The organism is Odoribacter sp. AF15-53, assembly GCF_003479425.1.
Lineage (GTDB): Bacteria > Bacteroidota > Bacteroidia > Bacteroidales > Marinifilaceae > Butyricimonas.
The window spans coordinates 159,701-180,491 of the sequence record NZ_QUHC01000001.1; the positions used below are offsets into that span (position 1 = coordinate 159,701).

At 44.5% G+C, this 20,791-nt stretch carries 14 protein-coding genes; 13 read left to right on the forward strand and 1 reads right to left on the reverse strand.

Going from position 1 to position 20,791, the window contains the following annotated elements:
• The first annotated feature begins 22 nt into the window (after positions 1-22).
• From DWW52_RS00665 to DWW52_RS00695, 7 genes are all read left to right on the forward strand, one after another.
• Positions 23-2,374, forward strand: coding sequence for a polysaccharide biosynthesis tyrosine autokinase (locus DWW52_RS00665; RefSeq protein WP_118713556.1), 2,352 nt, complete (start codon positions 23-25; stop codon positions 2,372-2,374).
• 9 nt (positions 2,375-2,383) lie between these two features.
• Positions 2,384-3,094, forward strand: coding sequence for a tyrosine-protein phosphatase (locus DWW52_RS00670; RefSeq protein WP_118713557.1), 711 nt, complete (start codon positions 2,384-2,386; stop codon positions 3,092-3,094).
• A gap of 386 nt (positions 3,095-3,480) precedes the next feature.
• On the forward strand, positions 3,481-4,221 hold the full coding sequence (locus DWW52_RS00675) for a biotin--[acetyl-CoA-carboxylase] ligase (protein WP_118713558.1): 741 nt from the start codon (positions 3,481-3,483) through the stop codon (positions 4,219-4,221).
• Positions 4,222-4,329: 108 nt separating this feature from the next.
• Entirely contained in the window at positions 4,330-6,162 is a 1,833-nt protein-coding gene (locus tag DWW52_RS00680; RefSeq protein WP_118713559.1) for a DNA topoisomerase IV subunit B, read from the forward strand.
• A gap of 116 nt (positions 6,163-6,278) precedes the next feature.
• Entirely contained in the window at positions 6,279-8,924 is a 2,646-nt protein-coding gene (locus tag DWW52_RS00685) for a DNA gyrase/topoisomerase IV subunit A (protein WP_118714260.1), read from the forward strand.
• Between the two features lie 15 nt (positions 8,925-8,939).
• Positions 8,940-9,395, forward strand: coding sequence for a shikimate kinase (locus DWW52_RS00690; RefSeq protein ID WP_233556624.1), 456 nt, complete (start codon positions 8,940-8,942; stop codon positions 9,393-9,395).
• 94 nt (positions 9,396-9,489) lie between these two features.
• A complete protein-coding gene (locus DWW52_RS00695; protein ID WP_118713560.1) occupies positions 9,490-9,993 on the forward strand; it encodes a hypothetical protein in 504 nt (167 codons plus the stop codon).
• A 60-nt stretch (positions 9,994-10,053) separates the two neighbouring features.
• On the opposite strand, the gene DWW52_RS00700 is transcribed toward DWW52_RS00695, so the two are convergent.
• Positions 10,054-12,885 carry a PD-(D/E)XK nuclease family protein gene (locus tag DWW52_RS00700; protein WP_118713561.1) on the reverse strand — a complete coding sequence of 944 codons (2,832 nt, stop codon included), beginning with the start codon at positions 12,883-12,885 and terminating at the stop codon, positions 10,054-10,056.
• 63 nt (positions 12,886-12,948) lie between these two features.
• Here DWW52_RS00700 and DWW52_RS00705 point away from each other — a divergent pair, with 63 nt between their 5' ends.
• From DWW52_RS00705 to DWW52_RS00730, 6 genes are all read left to right on the forward strand, one after another.
• On the forward strand, positions 12,949-13,512 hold the full coding sequence (locus DWW52_RS00705; protein ID WP_118713562.1) for a nitroreductase family protein: 564 nt from the start codon (positions 12,949-12,951) through the stop codon (positions 13,510-13,512).
• A 32-nt stretch (positions 13,513-13,544) separates the two neighbouring features.
• Positions 13,545-14,117, forward strand: a complete 573-nt coding sequence (locus DWW52_RS00710; RefSeq protein ID WP_118713563.1) for a fumarylacetoacetate hydrolase family protein — start codon at positions 13,545-13,547, stop codon at positions 14,115-14,117.
• Positions 14,118-14,157: 40 nt separating this feature from the next.
• Complete coding sequence (locus tag DWW52_RS00715; protein ID WP_158582444.1) at positions 14,158-14,652, forward strand: sigma-70 family RNA polymerase sigma factor; 495 nt, start codon at positions 14,158-14,160, stop codon at positions 14,650-14,652.
• A gap of 49 nt (positions 14,653-14,701) precedes the next feature.
• Positions 14,702-15,850 carry a FecR family protein gene (locus tag DWW52_RS00720; RefSeq protein ID WP_118713565.1) on the forward strand — a complete coding sequence of 383 codons (1,149 nt, stop codon included), beginning with the start codon at positions 14,702-14,704 and terminating at the stop codon, positions 15,848-15,850.
• A gap of 168 nt (positions 15,851-16,018) precedes the next feature.
• Entirely contained in the window at positions 16,019-19,351 is a 3,333-nt protein-coding gene (locus tag DWW52_RS00725) for a SusC/RagA family TonB-linked outer membrane protein (RefSeq protein ID WP_118713566.1), read from the forward strand.
• 9 nt (positions 19,352-19,360) lie between these two features.
• Positions 19,361-20,788: a RagB/SusD family nutrient uptake outer membrane protein gene (locus DWW52_RS00730; RefSeq protein ID WP_118713567.1), complete on the forward strand. Its 1,428-nt coding sequence runs from the start codon at positions 19,361-19,363 to the stop codon at positions 20,786-20,788.
• Positions 20,789-20,791 lie beyond the last annotated feature (3 nt).

The window sequence follows — 20,791 nt, forward strand, 5'->3', positions numbered from 1 at the left end:
TGGTAAAACAAACAAAAGAGACATGAATACGAATAATTCAAATAATAATCTGTTACAGGAGGATGACGAGATCTATTTTGATCTGAGAGCCTTTTTTTATAAACTTCTGGCCCGTTGGTGGTGGTTTTTTATTAGTGTTCCGCTCTGTGCGGGAGTCGCTTTGTACATCTGTTTCAGTTCAATCCCCGTGTATAATGTAGGGACGAAAGTTATGATCAGTGATTCGAAGAAAGGTGAGGTCGGGGTAAACCCTATGATTAAGGAATTGGGCTTTTTCCAAGGAAACATGTTGGTCGAGAATGAGATGGTGGAGTTGATGTCCAAGAACCTGATCATGGACGTGGTGAAGGAGTTGGATTTGAACGTGGACTATACCCGTGAAAAGATGCTTCGTGACGAGAAATTGTACAAAAATGGTCCGATGAAAGTACTCGTGGACATTCCTCAGAATATCAAGGATACGACAATTTACGTGATTTTGGAAGACGCGAGTAAGATAAAGGTTCGTGATGCGGATCGGAATATCGTGTTTGAGGGGAGTTTTTCCGAGGCCATTTCGATGGGGGATTACAGGATAACGGTGGAGAAGTGTACACCCGTGATAGAGGTCGGTGACGAGATTCGGGTAAGCTTGAAATCATACGAATCTGCGACAACGGGATTTCATAAACAATTGAATGTCGGGTTGCTGGAGAAAAACGCGAGTGCCGTTCAGATTTCTTTGAAAGAGGCGAATCCCGATAAGGGGAAAGATTTTCTTTACACGATGATCCGTAAATATAACGAGAATGGAATCGGGGATAAGCAACTGGTGTCAGAAAAAACGGTGGAATTTATTAACGAACGGTTACGGGTGATTAATCAGGAACTGGGTGATATCGAGAATGATGCTGAAAGTTTTAAAAAGAGAAATCAGCTGACGAACCTCACTTCCGATGCGGCTCTCGTGATGGAGCGGAAGAAGGTCACGGAGGCTGAACTATTAAGGTTGGCAACGGAAATGAACGTGGTGAAGAGCGTTCGGTCATACCTGGAAGATAATCAAGATGAAGAATTCCGAATTTTACCAGAAAAACTCGGATTGACGGACGAAACGCTCAATAGTGGAATCGGTAAGTACAACGAGATGGTGTTACGAAGAGGCAAATTGTTATTGTCTGCTCGCGAGAGTAACCCGATCATCACGGGATTGGAAATGCAACTTCGAGAGATGAAAAGTAGTATCCGGTCAGCAATGGAAAACGTGGAGAGAGGCATGACAATCAAGATCGAGAGCTTGGAAAAAGAGAGTCAACTGGTAGAGGCGAAATTGACATCAGTGCCGACTCAAGAAAAACAATACCGTTCGATAGCCCGTGAACAAGAGTTGAAAGAAAATCTTTTCCTTTTCCTGATGCAAAAACGGGAAGAGGCGGAGATTGCCAAGTTAATGTATGTACCGATGGCGAAGATTATCGAGAACCCGGATCCGGGAGAGCATCCGATATCGCCCCGGAAAATGTTAATATTGTTTTTAGGTATGTGCGTGGGAGTTATCTTGCCCGTGGGTGGAATTCTTCTGGTAGACATGTGGGATACGAAGGTCAGGGGTGTTGCCGAGGTTGAGAAAGTTGTAAGCTCGCCTTTGCTGGGAACGTTGCCGCAATTAATTGAGAGTAAGACTTCGATAGATCAGGAAGATTTTATGATGACGGAATCAATGCACTTGATCCGGGAAAACTTGAATTACTTGATCAGGCGTATAGAATCTCCCATTATCATGGTTTCTTCCACGATACCCAGGGAAGGAAAGTCGCTGGTTGCCGCTCATCTGGCTAACGCTTACGCCAAAGCCGGTAAAAAAGTCGTGGTGATCGGGTGTGACTTGCGTAACCCGCGATTAAACGAGTATTTCAAGAGAGAAAACAAGAAAGGTTTATCGGCTTACTTGGCGGGAATGGTAGATGACCCGGACTCGATCATCGAGAAAGTGGACGATAATCTTTACGTGATATTTGGGGGAACCGTACCCCCGAACCCGACGCAATTGGTGGCTAGTCCCCGGATGGGTGAATTATTGGAATGTTTGAAGAAAGAGTTTTCTTGTATTATATTAGATACCCCGCCACTTGGAATTTTGGCGGATGGTTTCTCGCTGAGCGAGTATGCGGATGCTTGCGTGTACGTGATCCGGGCGAATGTGCTTGATAAAAAAGGATTGCGGGTTGTTGCTGATTTGGAAAGAGGAAAACGTTTGGATAACTTGGGGATCGTGGTGAACGGGATAAAGGTGAGCCGGTCAGGTGGATACGGTTACGGCTATGGTTATGGCTATGGCTACGGCTATGGTTATGGTTACGGGCAGGACGAGAAGAAAAAGAAGAAGAAAGAGTAAGTGCATGATATGAGTTTATTTTGGAAAAAAACGAAACAATTTTTCTTTTACGAACATGATATCCATTCTCATATACTGCCGGGGTTGGATGACGGGGTGAAAGGTATAGAGGAATCGGTCATGATCGTGAAAAGGATGTTAGCCTTGGGAGTGAAAAGATTTTCTTTCACGCCCCATATCGCTTTCCCTTCACCGTTGAACACGCCGGAGATGATCCAGGATAGATTGGAATTATTGAAAACGGGTCTGGAGAAGGAGGGCATTCATATCGAGGCGGACGCGGGAGCGGAATACCGGGTAGGCGAGTATATGTTGGAATTGATCGAGCGGGATTGTATCGCGTCGTTTCAAGACGGGTTGGTGTTGGTGGAACATAGTTTTGTTTCTCAAGCTCCTTCTTTTGAGGATGTGATATTTCGATTGCAAGAGAAGGGATATACCCCGATTTTAGCTCACCCGGAACGGTATCCGTTTTACGTGGGACGAATACAGGAACATGTCAGGGGGATAAAGAACAGGGGATGTAGGATACAGGTGAATTTATTGTCTTTTAGCGGGTTTTACGGGAAAGAGGCATTACAAGGGGCTAAAATACTGTTGGAGGCAGGGTTGATTGATTATGTTTCCGGTGATATACATTCGGTTCGGCAAGTGGAATATCTGGAAAGATTTTTAACGTCGAAGAGTTCTGCTAGTCTGTTGAAAAATATGAAAATGTAATAGGGCAAGTTAAATAGAGAGTAGAGTTGCAACCTCGGGAATTTTCCCGGGGTTGTTTTGTTTTTGTGAGATTTTCTTTTGTTTTATAAATATGTGTTAAAAGCAACACCGTTTATTCACAAAGTGAAGATTTGTTAAATCGCTGATAAGCCCTTATCCACGGGGGCTTGGGCTGTTGTCTCCTTGGTAAGTTAATTGGAAGTTAACGATAAGTTGCCGATAAGTTGCCGATCTACCTCGGGAACTTGTCGGCAACTTTGCCTTGATGTGTCATTGATATACCAGTGAGACCCCGTAGAGAGAGCCCCGTAATAGTTACTGGATACGCCGTTTGCCCAATGTGTCTTTTTTGTTATTTTTGTCGGGAGATAAAACTTTATAATATTATGCAAGAGTATCAGGTTAGCGGTTTCAAGGTGCGGGAGTATGATGAATTAAGTTCCACGAACACGGAGGCGGAACGTGTCGGGTGGGGACAGTTGGAGGATAAAATGGTGATATTGACTTACCGGCAGACTCGGGGACGGGGACAGGTTGGGAATCATTGGGAATGTGAGCCGGGGAAAAATATTTCCATGACTGTCGTGTTACGGCCGGAAGGTTTACCGGCGGGATGGCAGTTTGCCGTGTCGATGGTGATCGCTTTGGGGGCTTGTGATTTCGTTTCCCGTTACGTGAAGAATTGCACGGTGAAATGGCCGAATGATATTTACGTGGGCGATCGGAAGATTTCGGGTATATTGATTGAACATTTGATCATGGGGCCTTACGTGGGGGGATCGCTGTGCGGGATCGGGGTGAATATAAATCAGGAGCAATTTTTGTCGGACGCGCCTAATCCGGTTTCGTTATTCCAGTTGACCGGGGAGGAAATCCCTTTGTCGCGGGCATTGGAAGAGTTGTTGGCGTGTATCGGGAAACGTTACGCGTCAATACTGGATTACGAGGGCTTGGAACGAGATTTCTTGAAGGTTTTGTATCGCGGGGAAGGGCGATATTATTGGGAAGACGAGCGGGGTGTTTTCGAGGCCTCGATTCGGGGAATAAACGAGTACGGGCAACTGGTATTGGAGGATGTGGCGGGAAGAGAACGTGTGTACGGGTTTAAGGAAGTAAAATATTTGTAACTAAAGGAAGTTGCAGGCTGTACTGGTATTTTCGACGAATAAAAAATGTCAAATAAATTTATTTCATTGCGGAGTTTTGATTATTTTTGTGCAAAACATGGATAACTTATGGTAGAGAATTATTCGGAAGATTCTATCCGGACGCTGGACTGGAGGGAACATATTCGTTTGCGTCCCGGTATGTATATTGGAAAGCTGGGTGACGGTGCCGCGATGGATGACGGTATATATATACTGGTTAAAGAGGTGGTGGATAATAGTATTGACGAGTTCGCGATGGGTGCGGGGAGCGAGATTATTATCAACGTGGAGGAGCGAACCGTGTCGGTACGGGACTTCGGGCGAGGAATTCCTTTGGGCAAATTGATTGACGTGGCTTCGAAGATGAACACCGGTGCCAAATATGATTCCGAGGCGTTCAAGAAGTCCGTGGGGTTGAATGGTGTCGGTATAAAAGCGGTGAACGCGCTTTCCGAGAGTTTCACGATTCAATCTTTCCGGGACGGGGAGACAAAACTTGTCCGGTTTAACAAGGCATTGATCGTCGAGGATCAGGAGATCGTGCCGACCTCGGAACCGAACGGGACGCTGGTTACTTTCGTGGCGGACAAGGAATTGTTCGGGAACTACCATTATATCATGGATTACCTGGAGTCGATGTTCAAGAATTACGTGTTCTTGAATTCCGGGCTCACGATTAATATCAACGGTCAGAAGTTACATTCTAAGCGAGGACTTTACGATTTGTTGTCCGAGAATATGAGCGGGGAGGGAATTTATCCGATCATCCATCTGAAAGGTTACGATATCGAGATGGCCATGACGCACGGGCGGCAATACGGGGAGGAGTACTACTCTTTCGTGAACGGGCAACATACCACGCAGGGGGGGACCCATTTGGTCGCTTTCCGTGAAGCGGTGGTAAAGACGATTCGTGATTTTTACAAGAAAGATTTTGATTTGGCCGATATTCGTACTTCGATTATCGCGGCTATCAGCATAAAGGTGCAGGAACCGATGTTCGAGTCCCAGACGAAAACGAAGTTAGGTTCCAAAGATATCGCGCCGGAAGGTCCTTCGGTACGGAATTTTATTTTTGATTTCGTGACGAAAGAACTGGATAATTACTTGCATCGTAACCCGGATACGGCCGAGTTGTTGTTACGCAAGATCGTGGAGACCGAAAAGGAGCGCAAGGCGATGTCCGGTATTCAGAAGATCGCGCGGGAGCGGGCGAAACAGGTTAGTTTGCATAACCGGAAATTACGGGATTGCCGGGTGCATTTCAATTCTAATCACGAGCGGAAAACCGAATCCTCGATATTTATCACCGAGGGGGATTCTGCCAGCGGATCAATCACGAAATCACGGGACGTGAATACGCAGGCCGTGTTTAGTTTGCGGGGTAAACCTTTAAATTCTTTCGGGTTGACCAAGAAGATCGTGTACGAGAACGAGGAGTTTAATCTCTTGCAAGCGGCACTGAATATCGAGAACGGGATCGAGGAGTTGCGTTATAATAATATCATTATTGCCACGGATGCCGATGTGGACGGGATGCATATCCGGTTGTTGTTGTTGACATTCTTCTTGCAATTCTTCCCGGACGTGGTACGTTCCGGTCACTTGTACATCTTGCAGACACCGTTGTTCCGGGTGCGGAACAAGAAGGAGACCCGTTATTGTTATTCCGACGCGGAGCGGGAGAAAGCGATCAAGCAGTTGGGACCGAAACCGGAGATCACGCGATTTAAAGGTTTGGGAGAGATTTCCCCGGACGAGTTCGGGGGGTTTATCGGGAAGGATATCCGTCTGGAACCCGTGCGTATGACCAAGCAGGACCCGATCGGGACGCTCCTGTCTTATTACATGGGAAAGAATACCAACGAGCGGCAGGATTTCATTATTGATAACCTGTACGTGGAGAAAGATGAAATCTAATAATTTATAATTTTAGATTTTAAATTTTAGATTCGGATATTGGATTAGTGAATAAAAATATATTGTAGATTGGAGTGATCATTCATTTTCAATTTTCAATTTTCAATTTTCAATTTATGAGTGACGAGATAAATAACGAGGAAGTGGAAGAGGTGGTGCCTCAGGAGCCGGAACAAGAGCTGCACGAAGAGAATGGCCGGGTGCGGTCGATTCAGCATTTGTCGGGAATGTTCGAGAAATGGTTTCTGGATTACGCTTCTTACGTGATACTGGAGCGTGCGGTTCCGTACGTGAATGACGGGTTGAAACCGGTGCAACGTCGTATCTTGCATGCGATGAAGGAGATGGATGACGGGCGTTTCAACAAGGTTGCCAATATCGTGGGGAGCACGATGGCCTATCACCCGCATGGAGATGCTTCGATCAAGGATGCTCTGGTACAGTTGGGACAGAAAAACTTGTTGGTGGACTGTCAGGGAAACTGGGGAAATATCTTGACCGGGGATGATGCCGCCGCGGGACGTTACATCGAGGCCCGGCTTTCGAAATTCGCCCTTGAAGTCGCTTTTAACCCGAAGACTACGAACTGGAAATTGTCATACGACGGCCGGAAGAGAGAACCGGTGACGTTGCCCGTGAAGTTCCCGTTGCTACTGGCGCAGGGTGTGGAGGGGATTGCCGTTGGATTGGCTTCGAAAATATTACCGCATAATTTCAACGAGTTGTTGGATGCGTGTATCGCTTATTTGAAAAATGAAGATTTTGTATTGTACCCGGATTTCCCGACGGGGGGGATGATTGACGTGTCGAAATATAATGACGGGGTGCGGGGTGGAACTGTGAAAATCCGCGCAAGGATTGAAAAGGATGCCGGGAACAAGATTCTTAAGATTACGGAGATTCCTTTCGGTCGCACGACGTCGGCTCTGATAGATTCGATTTTGAAGGCGAACGAAAAGGGAAAGATCAAGATCAAGAAGATTGACGATAACACGGCAGCTTCGGCCGAAATTCTGGTATACCTGGCGGCAGGGGTTTCTTCCGACAAGACGATTGATGCCCTGTACGCTTGCACGGATTGCGAGTTGTCAATCTCCCCGAACTCTTGTGTTATCGAGAATGACAAGCCGATATTCATGCCGATTTCCGATATCTTGCGGAAGTCTGTAGACGAGACGGTCGCCTTGTTGTTGCTGGAGTTGAAGATCAAGTTGGGCGAGCTGGAGACGGATTGGCAATATTCAACGCTGGAAAAGATATTTATTGAAGAACGTATATACAAGGATAAGGAGTTCGAGGAGAGTGAATCGGTGGACGAGGTGGTGGTACACGTGCGCAAGCGCCTGGAACCCTTCCTGCCGAAGCTGATCCGCCCGGTGACAGATGATGATATCAAGCTGTTGTTGGAGATCAAGATGAAGCGTATCTTGAAATTTAACTCGGAACAGGCGGAGAATTATATCAAGGGATTGGAAGAGGAGATTACCCGCGTGAAATTCGATATAGAGCATATTATTCCTTATTCCATTCATTATTACGAGAATATCAAGAAGAAATACGGAAAAGGTCGGGAACGTCTCACGGAGATCCGGAACTTCGAGAATATCGAGGCCACGAAGGTCGTGGTGGCGAACGAGAAGTTGTATATCAACCGGGAGGAAGGTTTTATCGGTACCGCTTTGAAGAAAGATGAGTTTATTTGCGAGTGTTCGGATATAGACGACGTGATCGTGTTCCGGAAGGACGGGACGTATTATGTCACGAAGGTCGCGGATAAATTGTTCGTGGGGAAAGACGTGCTATACGTGAATGTCTTTAAGAAGAATGATAAACGCACGATCTATAACGTGGCTTATCGGGACGGTAAGGTGGGGCCGGCTTACGTGAAACGTTTTTGCGTGACGGGAACAACTCGTGATAAGCAATATAACCTGACGAAAGGCACGCCGGGATCGCGGGTGCTTTACTTCAGTGCTAACCCGAACGGGGAGGCTGAGGTGATAAAAGTTTGCCTGAAACCGAAGCCGGGGATGAAAAAACTGGTCTTCGAGTATGATTTTGCTGCTTTGGCGATCAAAGGACGTGATTCGCAAGGAAACGTGCTGAGTAAAAATGATATTCATAAAATATCTCTGGTGCAAAAAGGTGCTTCAACGCTGGGCGGACGGAAGATATGGATTGACGAGGATGTGTTGCGGTTGAACACGGACGGGCGCGGACGTTATCTGGGGGAATTCCTGGGCGAGGACCGTATTCTGGTGGTAAACAAGAACGGGACCTATTACACGACCGATTATGATTTAAGTAATCACTACGAGGAAGAGTACGCCGTGATCGAGAAGTATGAACCGGAGAAAGTATGGTCTGCCGTCTTCTTCGATGCCGAACAACAGTTCTATTATTTGAAGCGGTTCCGTTTCGAGAATATGGTTCGGTTAACATCTTTTATCGGTGACACGGGTGGCTCGTATCTGGTGGCTTTGAGTGGGGAGAAACGGCCCCGGTTCGAAGTCGTGTTCGGGGGACGTTACGAGAACCGTCCGGCAGACGTGATTGTTGCCGACGAATTTATTGCCGAGAAGTCATTCAAGGCCCGCGGAAAACGGGTAACAACTTACGAGGTACGGGAAATTAAAGAAATAGAGCCCTTGGATAGCGGGGAAGAGGAGAGTGAAGGAACGACTTCCGCGGAGGTGGATTTCGAGATCACGAACCCGGATATGTTGAGTGACGAGACTCAGATGAAGCTGGATTTTGAATAATCGCTCCCGGAAAGGATGAAGTTTTTCGTTGTCGGATATATGGCGAGTGGTAAAACCACGTTCGGAAAGGAATTGGCCGGGGATAAAGGTCTTCCTTTCCTGGATTTGGACGAGTGTATCGAGGAGAGGGAAGGGCGTTCTATTTCGGAGATATTCGCGACTGACGGGGAACGTTATTTTCGGGAAACCGAACGGCGGGTATTGCACGAGCTTTGCGGCGAACGAGATGAGTTCGTGATGGCCACGGGGGGCGGAACCCCTTGTTTCTTTGATAACATGGAATATATGAATAGTATGGGGAGTACTCTTTTTCTGAATACTTCCTTGTTCGTGATCGTGGAACGTTTGAAAAAGCAACGGGCCGATCGGCCTTTATTGGCCGTGTATTCCGACAACGAGTTGGAGTTCTTCGTCCGGGAACATCTCGAATCCCGGCTTCCTTTTTATTTGAAGGCAAAAGAGCTGATATAAGTGATCTGTTTGAGTGATTCGCTTGGATATCTTGAAAAATATTTTATTTTTGTACAGGAAGGATAATTGCGTGTGTAACTTTAATATTTGACTTGTGGAACAAAAGGAACGGCTGTCTTTTTGCAAGAAATGCAAGAATCGACAATTTGATCCGAATCGGGGAATTGTTTGTGGATTGACCCAACAAAAGGCTGATTTTGATAATGGGTGTGTGAATTTTATACAGGACCCGGCAAGTGTAGACGATTTCTCCCTTGCAGAAAAAGCAGATGTTGCGGAACAAGAGGTGGTAAGTATTTCCGAGGAAATATTAGAGAATCTGAAGCGTTATCAAAATTTTGGATATGCATTGGTCGGAGGTATGCTAGCGGTCTTGATTAGTGCTGTTTTGTGGGCCTTGATCACGGTTTCAATAAAATATCAAATCGGATATATGGCTATCGGGGTCGGTTTCCTGGTTGGTTTTGCCGTGCGATTTTTTGGAATAGGCTTTGAACGTAAATTTGGAATATTAGGAGGATTTCTGGCTCTATTAGGGTGCTTACTTGGGAATTTGTTCGGTTACGTGGGGTTGAGTGCGGAACAGATGGGGAATTGACGGACGAACAAGTATTTTAAAGTACGAGAAGATATACAAAATACTATGTCCGGGAATTAATCACTTTCGTTTACAGATGTCATTATAAGAACAGGTGCGGCATTTTTCCGGGATTTCGGTTTGCGTGAACGGGATTTCGGGCGAGAAGAGTTCTTCCAAGAGTTGGACTAACAGGTCTTGAAATTCCGGTTCGTAAGGTTTGAACCGTTGGATGGCCTCCTTGTTACATTTCAGCAGGTAGCTATAATTGGGGGTGAATAATAGTTTCGTGCTGTATATCCCCGGCAGGATCGGGTCGGTACCGGGGTTTTCATGCTCGTACATCATGCAATACAACAGAGTTTGGAAAGCTGCTTTATTGCGTTGTTTGTTGCTGGAGTCAAAAATAGAGGGGAGATCCTTGAAATCTGTTTTATCGGCTCCGGTCTTGTAGTCAATGACACGGGTTCCTTGCGCGATACGGTCTACCCGGTCGATATCTCCTTCCACGTGGATTATCATGGGGCTTTTCAAGGGGAAGAGCGTGATGGGCATGCGGTAGGTCTTTTCCATGGAAATGATTTGGAAAGGACATAACGTCTTGTCGTACTCGAATACTTTTTTCACGTATTTTTTCACGACGGAGAGAACAAGTTCATTGGCCCCGCTCTCCAGCATCTTGGAGACGGTTGTGTCGTATAGGTTTAAATAGGCTTCCCGGATATGCTCCTCGATCAAGGCATCGTTTTGTATTAACGTGTCGAGTCCTTCGGTTGTTATTTCCCCCTCCGGGAATGTCTGGTAGAGGGATTGGGTACTTTGGTGGAAGATCGTTCCAAGCAGGCGATGATCCAGCTCTTCGGCCATTTCCTCTTTCTCTTTGATACGAGCCATGTATTTGAAATAGAATTTCAGATGACATTCCATGTACGTGTTGAGGGCGGAAGGAGAAATACCTCGTGCATCTTCCTGTGAATAGCTTTTCAGTTTATCCATGATCTCCGGGTTCTTGGAGATAGAGATCGTCGGGTTGTCTTGAACGGATATGTTATTTTGGAAATGGATTTCTTTGACGGGTAATCCCGACTCGTATTTTATCTGGTAGAGGAACCGACTCATTTCCCCGCTGCTCATGCCTTTCGTGACATCCGTGTACAGTATTTTCACCTGTTTGGCTCGTTGTAACAAGCGGTAAAAGTAATAGGCGAAAAGGGCGTCCATGTGTTCCGGGGTCGGTAGACCGAACCCGAGACGCAGGTTATACGGGATGAAAGACGAGGCGTGCCCTCCTTTCGGGAGGATCCCCTCGTTGGCGGACAAGATAACCAGGTTTTTGAAATCCAGCATACGGGTTTCCATGAGTCCCATGATTTGCATCCCTTCCAGCGGTTCACCGGAGAAGGGGATGGATACGCCTTGCAGGATTTTGTGTATGATCTGGAGGTACAACTTGTTATCGGGGACGATATGTTCTTCTTGGAACGTGTTTTTTATGCCTTGTATCGTCGTGAAAATCGAGAACAGGAATTCTTTCTCGATTGATACCCCCTCGTGTCCATCGGGCTGTATGGAGACAATGAGTTGTTTTAAAATCTGTAACAGATAGTCCGGCAGGTTTTCTTCGGAGGAAGAGAAGATGGCACGGGTGATGTCGCTGAATTGAAGACTGCTTTCTGCCACGTACACGATATTGTTCGTGTTGATGTAGTTGGTGATTTTCGGGATCTCTTCAGCACAGGTACTTTTGATCAGTTTGTGATTCAACAGGGCGATAACCGGCTTGTAGTAATAGTGCGTGGAGTTGCCTTCCTTCTTGGAGTAGTGTTTTAAATCTCCCAGCATGCCGATCAAGGCGGCCACGGAGGTGTTTTGGGCCGGGTAACCCATGGTGATATTGATCTTGTCGATCGTGTCGGGAATGGAATGGATGACCGGGGTAAGCAGGCTTTCATCGCACAGCACGATGGCCGTGTCTGTATAAGAATTTTGCTGTTCCGGGTGGATTTGTCCAATTAATGTCGGGATCAATTTGGCCTGTCCGATAGTCGAGGGAACGGAGATATACTCTATATTTTTCTCGTTATAGCGGAAATTATTGAAATGTTCCAGTCCCAGGGCATTGGGGAAAAGTTTCATGTTTTCCCGGATATAAAGTCCGGCTTCATGATTCTCGTTGGCCGAGTAGTATAAATCGTAGTCCCAGTAAAATAGCGCCTGCCCGTTGTCCCGGAAATAAGAAAATATTCGTTTCTCGCATTGATTCAAGGCGTTGAATCCGGCAAAGACCAGTTGGCGATCGGTGTGGTGTTTGGTAAGTCGCTCGCAGAATAGACGTTGTCCCATGCCTTCGTAACACAAGTTTTCGGCGAATAATTTTGCCTTAAACTTGGTATAAGTCGGGTAGAGTTTATCCCATACGTTCAAGAATTCTTGTTGCTCTTGGCTGTATTTTTCGGCATTGAAACTGCGCCAGAAACTTTGAATGAATTCCACTTGTTCCGGGGTGAGGTAGGGGAAAGCCGATTCTATTTCTCTTAGGGCCGTGATGTTGGAAAAGAGGTCTTTCGCGTCTACCAGGTACTTGTCGATGTCATCGAAGTCGCCCAGTAACATGTTACCCCAAAAGTAGAAATCGTCGAAGCGTTCCGTGGTTCCGGCATGTTCTTGATAGGTTTTATATAATTTGATAATAAGCGTGAGTTCTTCCGCTTTCTTCAACCCGGTCTGGCGTTCGATAAATTCGGCGAGCGTGAGGATTTCGGGCATCCACACGGGACGATCAATCAATTGGGCCAATTCCTGCGCTAAGAATAATCCCGCCCGTTTGTTGGGAAACAGGATGATCAGGTTATCGAAATCATGTCCGTATTTCAGAATCAGATCTTTTGCCAGAAGATGAAGAAACGAATTCATATTTTATTGTTATTTTTGTTTCGGAACAAATTTACAATTAATCATTAGATTCTGTATAGATTTATGTTGAAAGAACTGTTGTTAAAAAATAGAAGTTACCGTCGTTTTTATCAAGACGTTCGGATTTCTGCGTGTGAACTGGCGGACTTGGTCGGGTTAACTTGTTATTGCGCTTCGGGAAGAAATGCGCAGGCGTTGAAATACAAGCCCGTCACGGATAGTGTATTGTGTGATCGGGTTTTTCATAATCTGGCGTGGGCCGGGTATCTGAAAGATTGGGATGGACCGGAGGAGGGAGAACGCCCGTCGGCTTATTTGATTCAATTATTGGATACTTCTATCGTGGAAAATTGCTTGTGTGACGATGGGATTCAGGCTCAGACGATATTGTTGGGTGCCGTGGAAAAGGGGTATGGCGGATGTATCATAAAGGCGTTTAAAAACGAATCGTTGCGGGAAGTATTGCAATTGCCCGAACATTTGAAAATCATGTATGTTATCGCTTTGGGCAAACCGAAAGAAAATGTCGTGCTGGAGGAGATGAAAGACGGGGACTATAAATATTGGCGGGAAGCGGACGGCTCTCATCACGTGCCGAAGAGGAGTGCGAAGGACTTGATAATTTGATCGTTTCAGATTTTAAATTTTGGATTCTAAAGATGAAATTACTTTGTGCGGAGTACGGGAAATTAGGCGAAATTGCATATAGTGTTATCGGGGATAATGCTTTATTGAGAAACAATGATAATTTTTATATTCCAACTTTTATAGAGAGATTGAGTTGCGTTCCACAGTTAGTATTGCGTGTTGGAAAGATTGGCAAATGTGTGGGGGAGCGTTTTGCCGGACGTTATTTTGATGAGGTGGGAGTTGGAATTAGATTTTATGCTGATGATCTGGAAAAGGAGTTGTTGAGTAAAGGGCTTTCTTCTTCTATGGCTTATTCTTTTGATGGAGCGGCGGCTATATCCGAATGGCAGAAAATTGAAAATGAGTTGGATGAGACGGAGTTTAGTTTTGTGTTGAATGGTTTGGAGATTAATCGAATGAAAGTGCGGGAGCTTCCTTTATCTCCAGGGAAGTTAGTTTCTAGAGTATCGGAATTTTGTATGTTGAAAATTGGAGATTTAATTTATTGCGGGAGTCCTTTCCGCCAAAAAGATTTAAAAATTGGAGATCGATTAAGCATGTGTTTGGATGGTAGGATATTGTTAGATTTTTATCTAAAATAGAGGTTTTCGTTTGTGTTGTTTTGTACGTATGTCTATGTTTATGTCAGAAAATCGTGAGAAGGTACGTGAGTTTGAAAGATTATTTAAGGAGAATTACTCTCGATTGTATCAATGTGCTTACTACTATCTTAATGATAGAGAAACAAGTGAAGATGTTGTAAGTGATGCTTTTGAGTATGTTTGGAAAAGCTATGAGCAATTGAAACGTGTCGATCGGGTTGCGGTCCTTTTTCAACAAGTGAAGCATCGGAGTATCAACAATCTAAGGCATTTTAAGATTGTGGAGAAGTATACGTTGGAAATTATGGGAACGGATTCAGAAATAGAAAACTTTTCTGAGCATGAGGATGAACGCTTGGAGCGGGTGCAAAAGGTTATTAATAGTTTATCGCCTCAGACACGTAAGGTTTTGGAAGGGTGTTATTTCAGCGGGAAAAAATATGTAGAGGTAGGAAATGAATTGGGGATTAGTGTGAATACCGTGAAGAAACATATAATGAAGGTTTTGAATTTGTTGCGAGAAGAATTTTCCTAAAAACGGGACCTAAAATGAAAATATAAACGTATTTTATAAAAGTAATACAATGAACGATAAAAAACAAAATATAGATTCGAAAGAACGTTTGCTTGATGCTTTAGATGCTTCAGAAATTACGGATGAAAATCTGAAAGAATTGTTGTCCGATCCAGATAATGTACAAGATATTCGTTTATTACAAGATTGTCGTAAATGTTTTATTTTGGAGGATTCCTCGTTACGGGGTGAACCGGAAGTTGCATGGGAGAATTTCTTGCATAAGCAAAAAGTGAAGCGTAAAAGATTGTCTCGTCGATTACTAGTGTCGTTTGCTGCTGCCGTTGCTTGTTTAGCATTGGTATGGGGCGGATTGAAGTTTTATGTTGATCCGGAAGATGGTCAGGAATTCGTGGCTTATTCCCCGGATTCTACCTCTATTGAAGTGATGTTATCCACGAGTAATGGGCGACAAATAATACTTTCCGATTCTCGGATGGATAGTTTGTTGGAAAATTCGGGTAGAATTTTCCGTCAAGAGAAAATGTTGACGTATGAAAATGATAACCCGATAGATGATTCTGAGATACATACATTGACAACTTACGGGGGGGGATTCTACCAGTTTTGCTTGTCAGATGGTACGTGTGTGTGGCTAAACGCGGAGAGTCGTTTGATATATCCGAGTTTTTTCAAGGGGGACCAACGAGAAGTCGAGTTATATGGGGAAGGTTTTTTTCGGGTCGCTCACGATACAGTACGACCTTTTAGAGTAAAATCGGGGAATATCGTGACAGAGGTGTTAGGTACGGAATTCAATTTGAGAAATTATTCTCAGGAGGATGCTCATGTCACGTTGCTTCAGGGAAGTGTAAAAGTGAGGAATGAATGTTCGTCTGCGGAGGTGGTCATTCGTCCGGGAGAGGATGCTTTTTTGCTGGAGAATGGTTCCTTTGAGGTGAAAAGAGTAGATACGGATAACTATTGTCTGTGGACGGAAGGGTATTTTTATTTCGATAACGAACCTTTATTGAAGATTATGCGAGAATTAGGTAGATGGTATAATGTGAGGGTTGTGTTCAGAAATGATTCAATGATGCATTTGAAGTTACACTTTTGGGCGCAACGGGATCAGGCAATAGAAAAAGCGTTGGAGTTATTGAATACGATGGGTAATGTAAAAGTTACCTATGAAAAGCGTACCATATTTGTAGATTAGATATACGGATTATAGTATAAAATTCGTGATTAGCAATTGTGTAGGCAATTGCTAATTTTTTTTGATATTTTTTTAGGATGAAGGGGGTACCTAATTTATATTTTTAAACGGAATATATGAAAATGTCGACATGAATAGTTTTTTTTATTGAAATTCAAAAACAGGTTTATGAAAAAAATCAACTTATTTTTTCGTGAACAACACGGGTATTTGCAGGTACTTTTTAGGGGTACGTTGCTTGTATGTTTTTTGTTCACGATTTCTTTTGTTCATGCTCAAGTGCAAAAGAATATTACAGTAGAATTTAAAAATGAGCTATTGGCGGAGGTGTTGAAGAAGTTGGAAAAGATGTCTTCGTATAAAATTTTGTTTACTTATGATCATGTGCAAAATTACAGGGTAACAGCCTCTTTGAAGGAGGTAACGATACTTGATGCGTTAGATAAGGTGTTAGAAGGTAAACCGTTTTTTCGAACAGGTATCACGGATGGAAAATATATTTCTGTGAAGTATAATTCCAATAAAACGAGTACGGAAAATAAGTTGAGAACAATCAAAGGATCAGTGCTTGACAAAAATAAAGAACCACTTCCCGGTGTAACGGTACTTATCAAGGGTACGACTACCGGAGTTGTCACGGATACGGATGGTAGCTATGTGATCAGTATACCCGAATCGTCAACTTCTACTTTAGTATTTTCGTGTATTGGAATGAAAAGTGTGGAAGTAGTAGTAAAAGACAATAAAACGATAAATATTACGATGGAGGAAGATGTGACGGAGGTGGGTGAGGTCGTGGTTACCGGGTATTTCAATCAAACAAAGGAAAGTTTTACGGGTACGGTAACTTCTTTCAGCGGGGAGGAATTGAGACAGGTGAATCCGGTGAATGCACTGACCGCTTTGTCGGTGCTGGATCCTTCTTTCAAGATGTTAGAGAATATTTCAGATGGATCGAATCCCAATGTGGTGCCCAAATTTGAAGTACGGGGCAGTTCAAGCATGCCTAACGTGAAGAATGAATACGAGGGAGACCCAAACATGCCGACTTTCATCATGGATGGCTTTGAAGTGTCGGCAGAGAAAGTGTTCGATTTAGACCCGAACCGGATTGAGTCGATGACTTTGCTGAAAGATGCGGCGGCGACCGCCATTTACGGTTCGCGTGCGTCAAACGGCGTGGTGGTGATTGTGACCAAGATGCCGGAATTAGGATCTATCCGCTTGAGTTACAATATGGATTTGTCGTTTAATATTCCGGATTTGCGGGACTATGATTTGCTGAATGCTGAGGAAAAATTAGAATTGGAACGGGCTGCCGGCTATTATAGCTCGACGGTTGCCAACCTGTTGGAGGAGCGGGAAGCGCAGTATAATTACAAAAAGCGTTTGGTGGAGCAGGGCAACAATACCTACTGGTTGAATAAGCCGCTGCATGTGGCGATAGGACATAAGCATTCCCTATTTGTGGAGGGAGGAGAAAACGCCATGCGTTATTCCTTGGATTTATCCTACGAAAGTGCGCTGGGTGTGATGAAAGAATCCGGACGTGAAAGAATCAGTGCCGGCATGCTGTTGCAGTACCAGATGAAAAAGATTGTGTTCAAGAACCAGATGATGTACGATGTGGTGAATGCCGATAACTCGCCCTATGGTAGTTTTAGCGAATACGCGAAGGCAAATCCTTATTATGCCTACAAAGATGAGAATGGGCATTACTTGTATTTGCTGGAAGATGATACGAGAGGGGCTTTTGACAAGGTGCCGAATCCATTATATAATACACAGTTGAACGTGGAAGATCGGTCGTCTTACAGTAATTTCACGAATAATTTCAGCATTGACTGGTATATCACGGAAGCCTTGCGCTTGAAAGGAAACATTGCTATTCACCATCAAAAAAGTGAAGGGGTTGTCTTCAAGCCAGCAAAGCATACGGATTTCAGCAATATGATGGGTGACAATTATTATCGCCGTGGTTCTTACCAGGCGACAGAAGGTAAGGAATTTGGGTACGATGCCAGCCTGGTACTCAGCTTTTTCAAACCGATGCACGACCACGTGTTGAACGTGAATGCGGCTTTGAATATGCAGGATTTGTCGAAAGAGGAATATAAGGTGAAAGTGGAGGGGTTTCCCGACGAGAACTTGGATTATATTGTGTTTGGGGCATCCTATCCCAAGTCGTCAACACCCACGGGAAAAGATGAAATTTCACGGTTGATAGGTTTGGTCGGGAACATGAACTATTCTTTCAAGGAACGCTATTTGTTGGATTTGTCCGTACGTACGGATGCGTCGTCCAAATTCGGTGCAGATACGCGTTGGGCTCCCTTCGGTTCGGTTGGTATAGGTTGGAATCTGCACAACGAGAAGTTCATTAAGGATTGTGCGAAATTTATCAACCGCTTGAAAATCCGCGCCTCCTTGGGTTGGGTCGGATCTCAGTCGTTCAGCCCGTTTCAGGCAATACCCAAATATGAATACGATGTGAACAACCGTTACCGCTACGGAATCGGGGCAATCATGAAAGGTATGGCAAACCGTAGTTTAAAATGGCAAAAGACCACGCAACGCAATGTCGGTATTGATTTCGATATACTCAACCGTCGTTTTTCCGTTTCGGCAAATTATTATGTGAACACTTCCAAGAGTTTGTTGTCTGATATTACTTTACCTCCTTCTTTGGGTTTTAGTACCTATACGGAAAACATCGGGCAATTGGAAAACAAGGGTTTTGATCTGAAGGTGAGAGGGACCGTGTTCAGAAACAAAAATGGATTTATGAATTTAAGTGTCGGTATCGTTAAGAATAACAATAAGTTGAAGAAGATTTCCAACAGTTTGCGCGCTTGGAACGAAGTGCAGGACGACAGTGTTATGAATACGCCTCGTGTCCGTTTCATTGAAGGACAATCGTTGAATACTATCTGGGGAGTTCCTTCGAAGGGTATCAATCCGGCAAACGGAAAAGAGATTTTTGTTGGCCGCAATGGCATATTGACAAGCACTTGGAATGCTTCCGACCAGCAACCGATAGGATGTACGGATCCTAAAATCGAGGGGAATATATCGTTGAACGGAGGCTATAAGGGATTTTCGCTGAGTATGTATTTTACCTATAGCTTGGGGGGCGATACTTACAATCAAACGTTGGTGGATCGAGTGGAGAATGCCGACAAACGCTATAATTGTGACAGGCGTGTACTGGAAGACCGTTGGCAGAAACCGGGAGACATCACTTTTTTCAAGGATGTCGCTAACAACGAGATGACGCAAGCGACTAGTCGGTTTGTCGAAAAATACAACTGGCTGAAATTAAGCACTCTGAACGTGTCTTATGACTTCAATGCTAATTGGCTGAAGTACATTCAGGTGGAAAATCTACGCCTATCGTTCAACATGACGGATGTGTTTCGCTGGTCATCCGTGAAGGAAGAGAGGGGATTGGACTATCCGTTTGCACATGCGTTTAGAGCTTCTTTGAGGATAACTTTTTAATGATGAAATATGAAAAAGATATATCGTTTACTATTGTTGGTAACAATCATGCCTGTTTTTGCCGGGTGTGATAATTGGCTGGACGTGTCGCCTAAAACAGAAGTGAAAGAAACAGACTTGTTTTCGAAGGAGTCCGGTTTCAAGACCGCCTTGTTGGGGGCTTACATCGAGATGATTTCCCCTGATCTTTATGGGGGTAACCTGACCATGGGCTTTATGGATGTGTTGGCGCAGTATTATAACATAACGTCGGAAGAAAGCACCTACATGCCGGCATCCACGTATGATTATGAACACGCGGATGTGAAACCAATCGTTTCGAAGATTTGGTCGAATATGTACTCCATTATCGCTAACCTGAACAACTTACTATGGAACTTGGAACAGCGCAAAGAATTGTTCACGGCCGACAACTATAGCATCATTAAGGGCGAGGCTTTGGGGCTGCGGGCATATTTACATTTTGACTTGTTGCGGATGTATGCCCCCTCTTATGCACTGGGAGGCGATGCTTTGGGGATTCCGTACGTGGATAAAGTGACAAATGTACCTTTCCCTCAACTGACAGTGAAACAGGTGGCGGAGAATTGTATTCAGGATTTATTGGCAGCGGAAGCGTTACTGAAAGAAACAGACCCGATTGGACCCGCTTTTAAGAACTATTCGGAAAATTACACCAATAGCGGACAAGATAACGCGGAATACGATGAAGATGGTGGCTTTCTGCGTTATCGTCGGGAAAGGATGAATTACTATGCAGTGACAACCTCGTTGGCGCGTATATATTTGTTTTTGGGGAATAAGGGCGAGGCTTATAAATGGGCGGAATTGGCAGTGAATACTCCACGATGCTCTTCGACGAGTTATGTATTCTCATTGTATTCGGATAAACTTGCCGATTATTCAGACTATTATTTTAATCCCGGTTTGGATAAGGGGGAGCAGTTGATTGTTCCTGAGGAACGGAAAAATGCCATTTATGAAACAGATAAATATGGTTCCATCGACAACCGTTGGAAGGAGTGGTTTCATGAATACCCTAATAGCAGCACGGAATACGTAGCCAAATATATGAAGGCGGCAGATGGTAAACGTCCCGTGAATGTTTCGCTGATACGTGGTTGTGAGGCTTATTACATTGCAGCAGAGGCCGCCACGGAGGAATCCGAGGCATTCCTACGCTTGAACCGGGTCCGGCAGGCCTTTGGCATTAGTTCCTCTTATGATCTGAAAGAAGAGGTGAATGATTTGGATGCGGAACTTTATACCGAATACCGGAAATCATTCGTAGGTGAAGGACAATTATTTTATTATATGAAACGGAAAAACTTCACGAGTATAGAGGGCGTGTTGGAAGGGAATTTCCCCGGATTGTACACCTTCCCCTTGCCTGACACGGAAATAGAATTTGGAAATATTGCGAATAGAAACGAGTAAGAT

Bases quoted from the DNA above. Each gene is read 5' to 3' on its own strand.
- DWW52_RS00665 (WP_118713556.1), top strand. From the start codon at position 23: ATGAATACGAATAATTCAAATAATAATCTGTTACAGGAGGATGACGAG.
- DWW52_RS00670 (WP_118713557.1), top strand. From the start codon at position 2,384: ATGAGTTTATTTTGGAAAAAAACGAAACAATTTTTCTTTTACGAACAT.
- DWW52_RS00675 (WP_118713558.1), top strand. From the start codon at position 3,481: ATGCAAGAGTATCAGGTTAGCGGTTTCAAGGTGCGGGAGTATGATGAA.
- DWW52_RS00680 (WP_118713559.1), top strand. From the start codon at position 4,330: ATGGTAGAGAATTATTCGGAAGATTCTATCCGGACGCTGGACTGGAGG.
- DWW52_RS00685 (WP_118714260.1), top strand. From the start codon at position 6,279: ATGAGTGACGAGATAAATAACGAGGAAGTGGAAGAGGTGGTGCCTCAG.
- DWW52_RS00690 (WP_233556624.1), top strand. From the start codon at position 8,940: ATGAAGTTTTTCGTTGTCGGATATATGGCGAGTGGTAAAACCACGTTC.
- DWW52_RS00700 (WP_118713561.1), bottom strand. From the start codon at position 12,885: ATGAATTCGTTTCTTCATCTTCTGGCAAAAGATCTGATTCTGAAATAC.
- DWW52_RS00705 (WP_118713562.1), top strand. From the start codon at position 12,949: ATGTTGAAAGAACTGTTGTTAAAAAATAGAAGTTACCGTCGTTTTTAT.
- DWW52_RS00710 (WP_118713563.1), top strand. From the start codon at position 13,545: ATGAAATTACTTTGTGCGGAGTACGGGAAATTAGGCGAAATTGCATAT.
- DWW52_RS00715 (WP_158582444.1), top strand. From the start codon at position 14,158: ATGTCAGAAAATCGTGAGAAGGTACGTGAGTTTGAAAGATTATTTAAG.
- DWW52_RS00720 (WP_118713565.1), top strand. From the start codon at position 14,702: ATGAACGATAAAAAACAAAATATAGATTCGAAAGAACGTTTGCTTGAT.
- DWW52_RS00725 (WP_118713566.1), top strand. From the start codon at position 16,019: ATGAAAAAAATCAACTTATTTTTTCGTGAACAACACGGGTATTTGCAG.
- DWW52_RS00730 (WP_118713567.1), top strand. From the start codon at position 19,361: ATGAAAAAGATATATCGTTTACTATTGTTGGTAACAATCATGCCTGTT.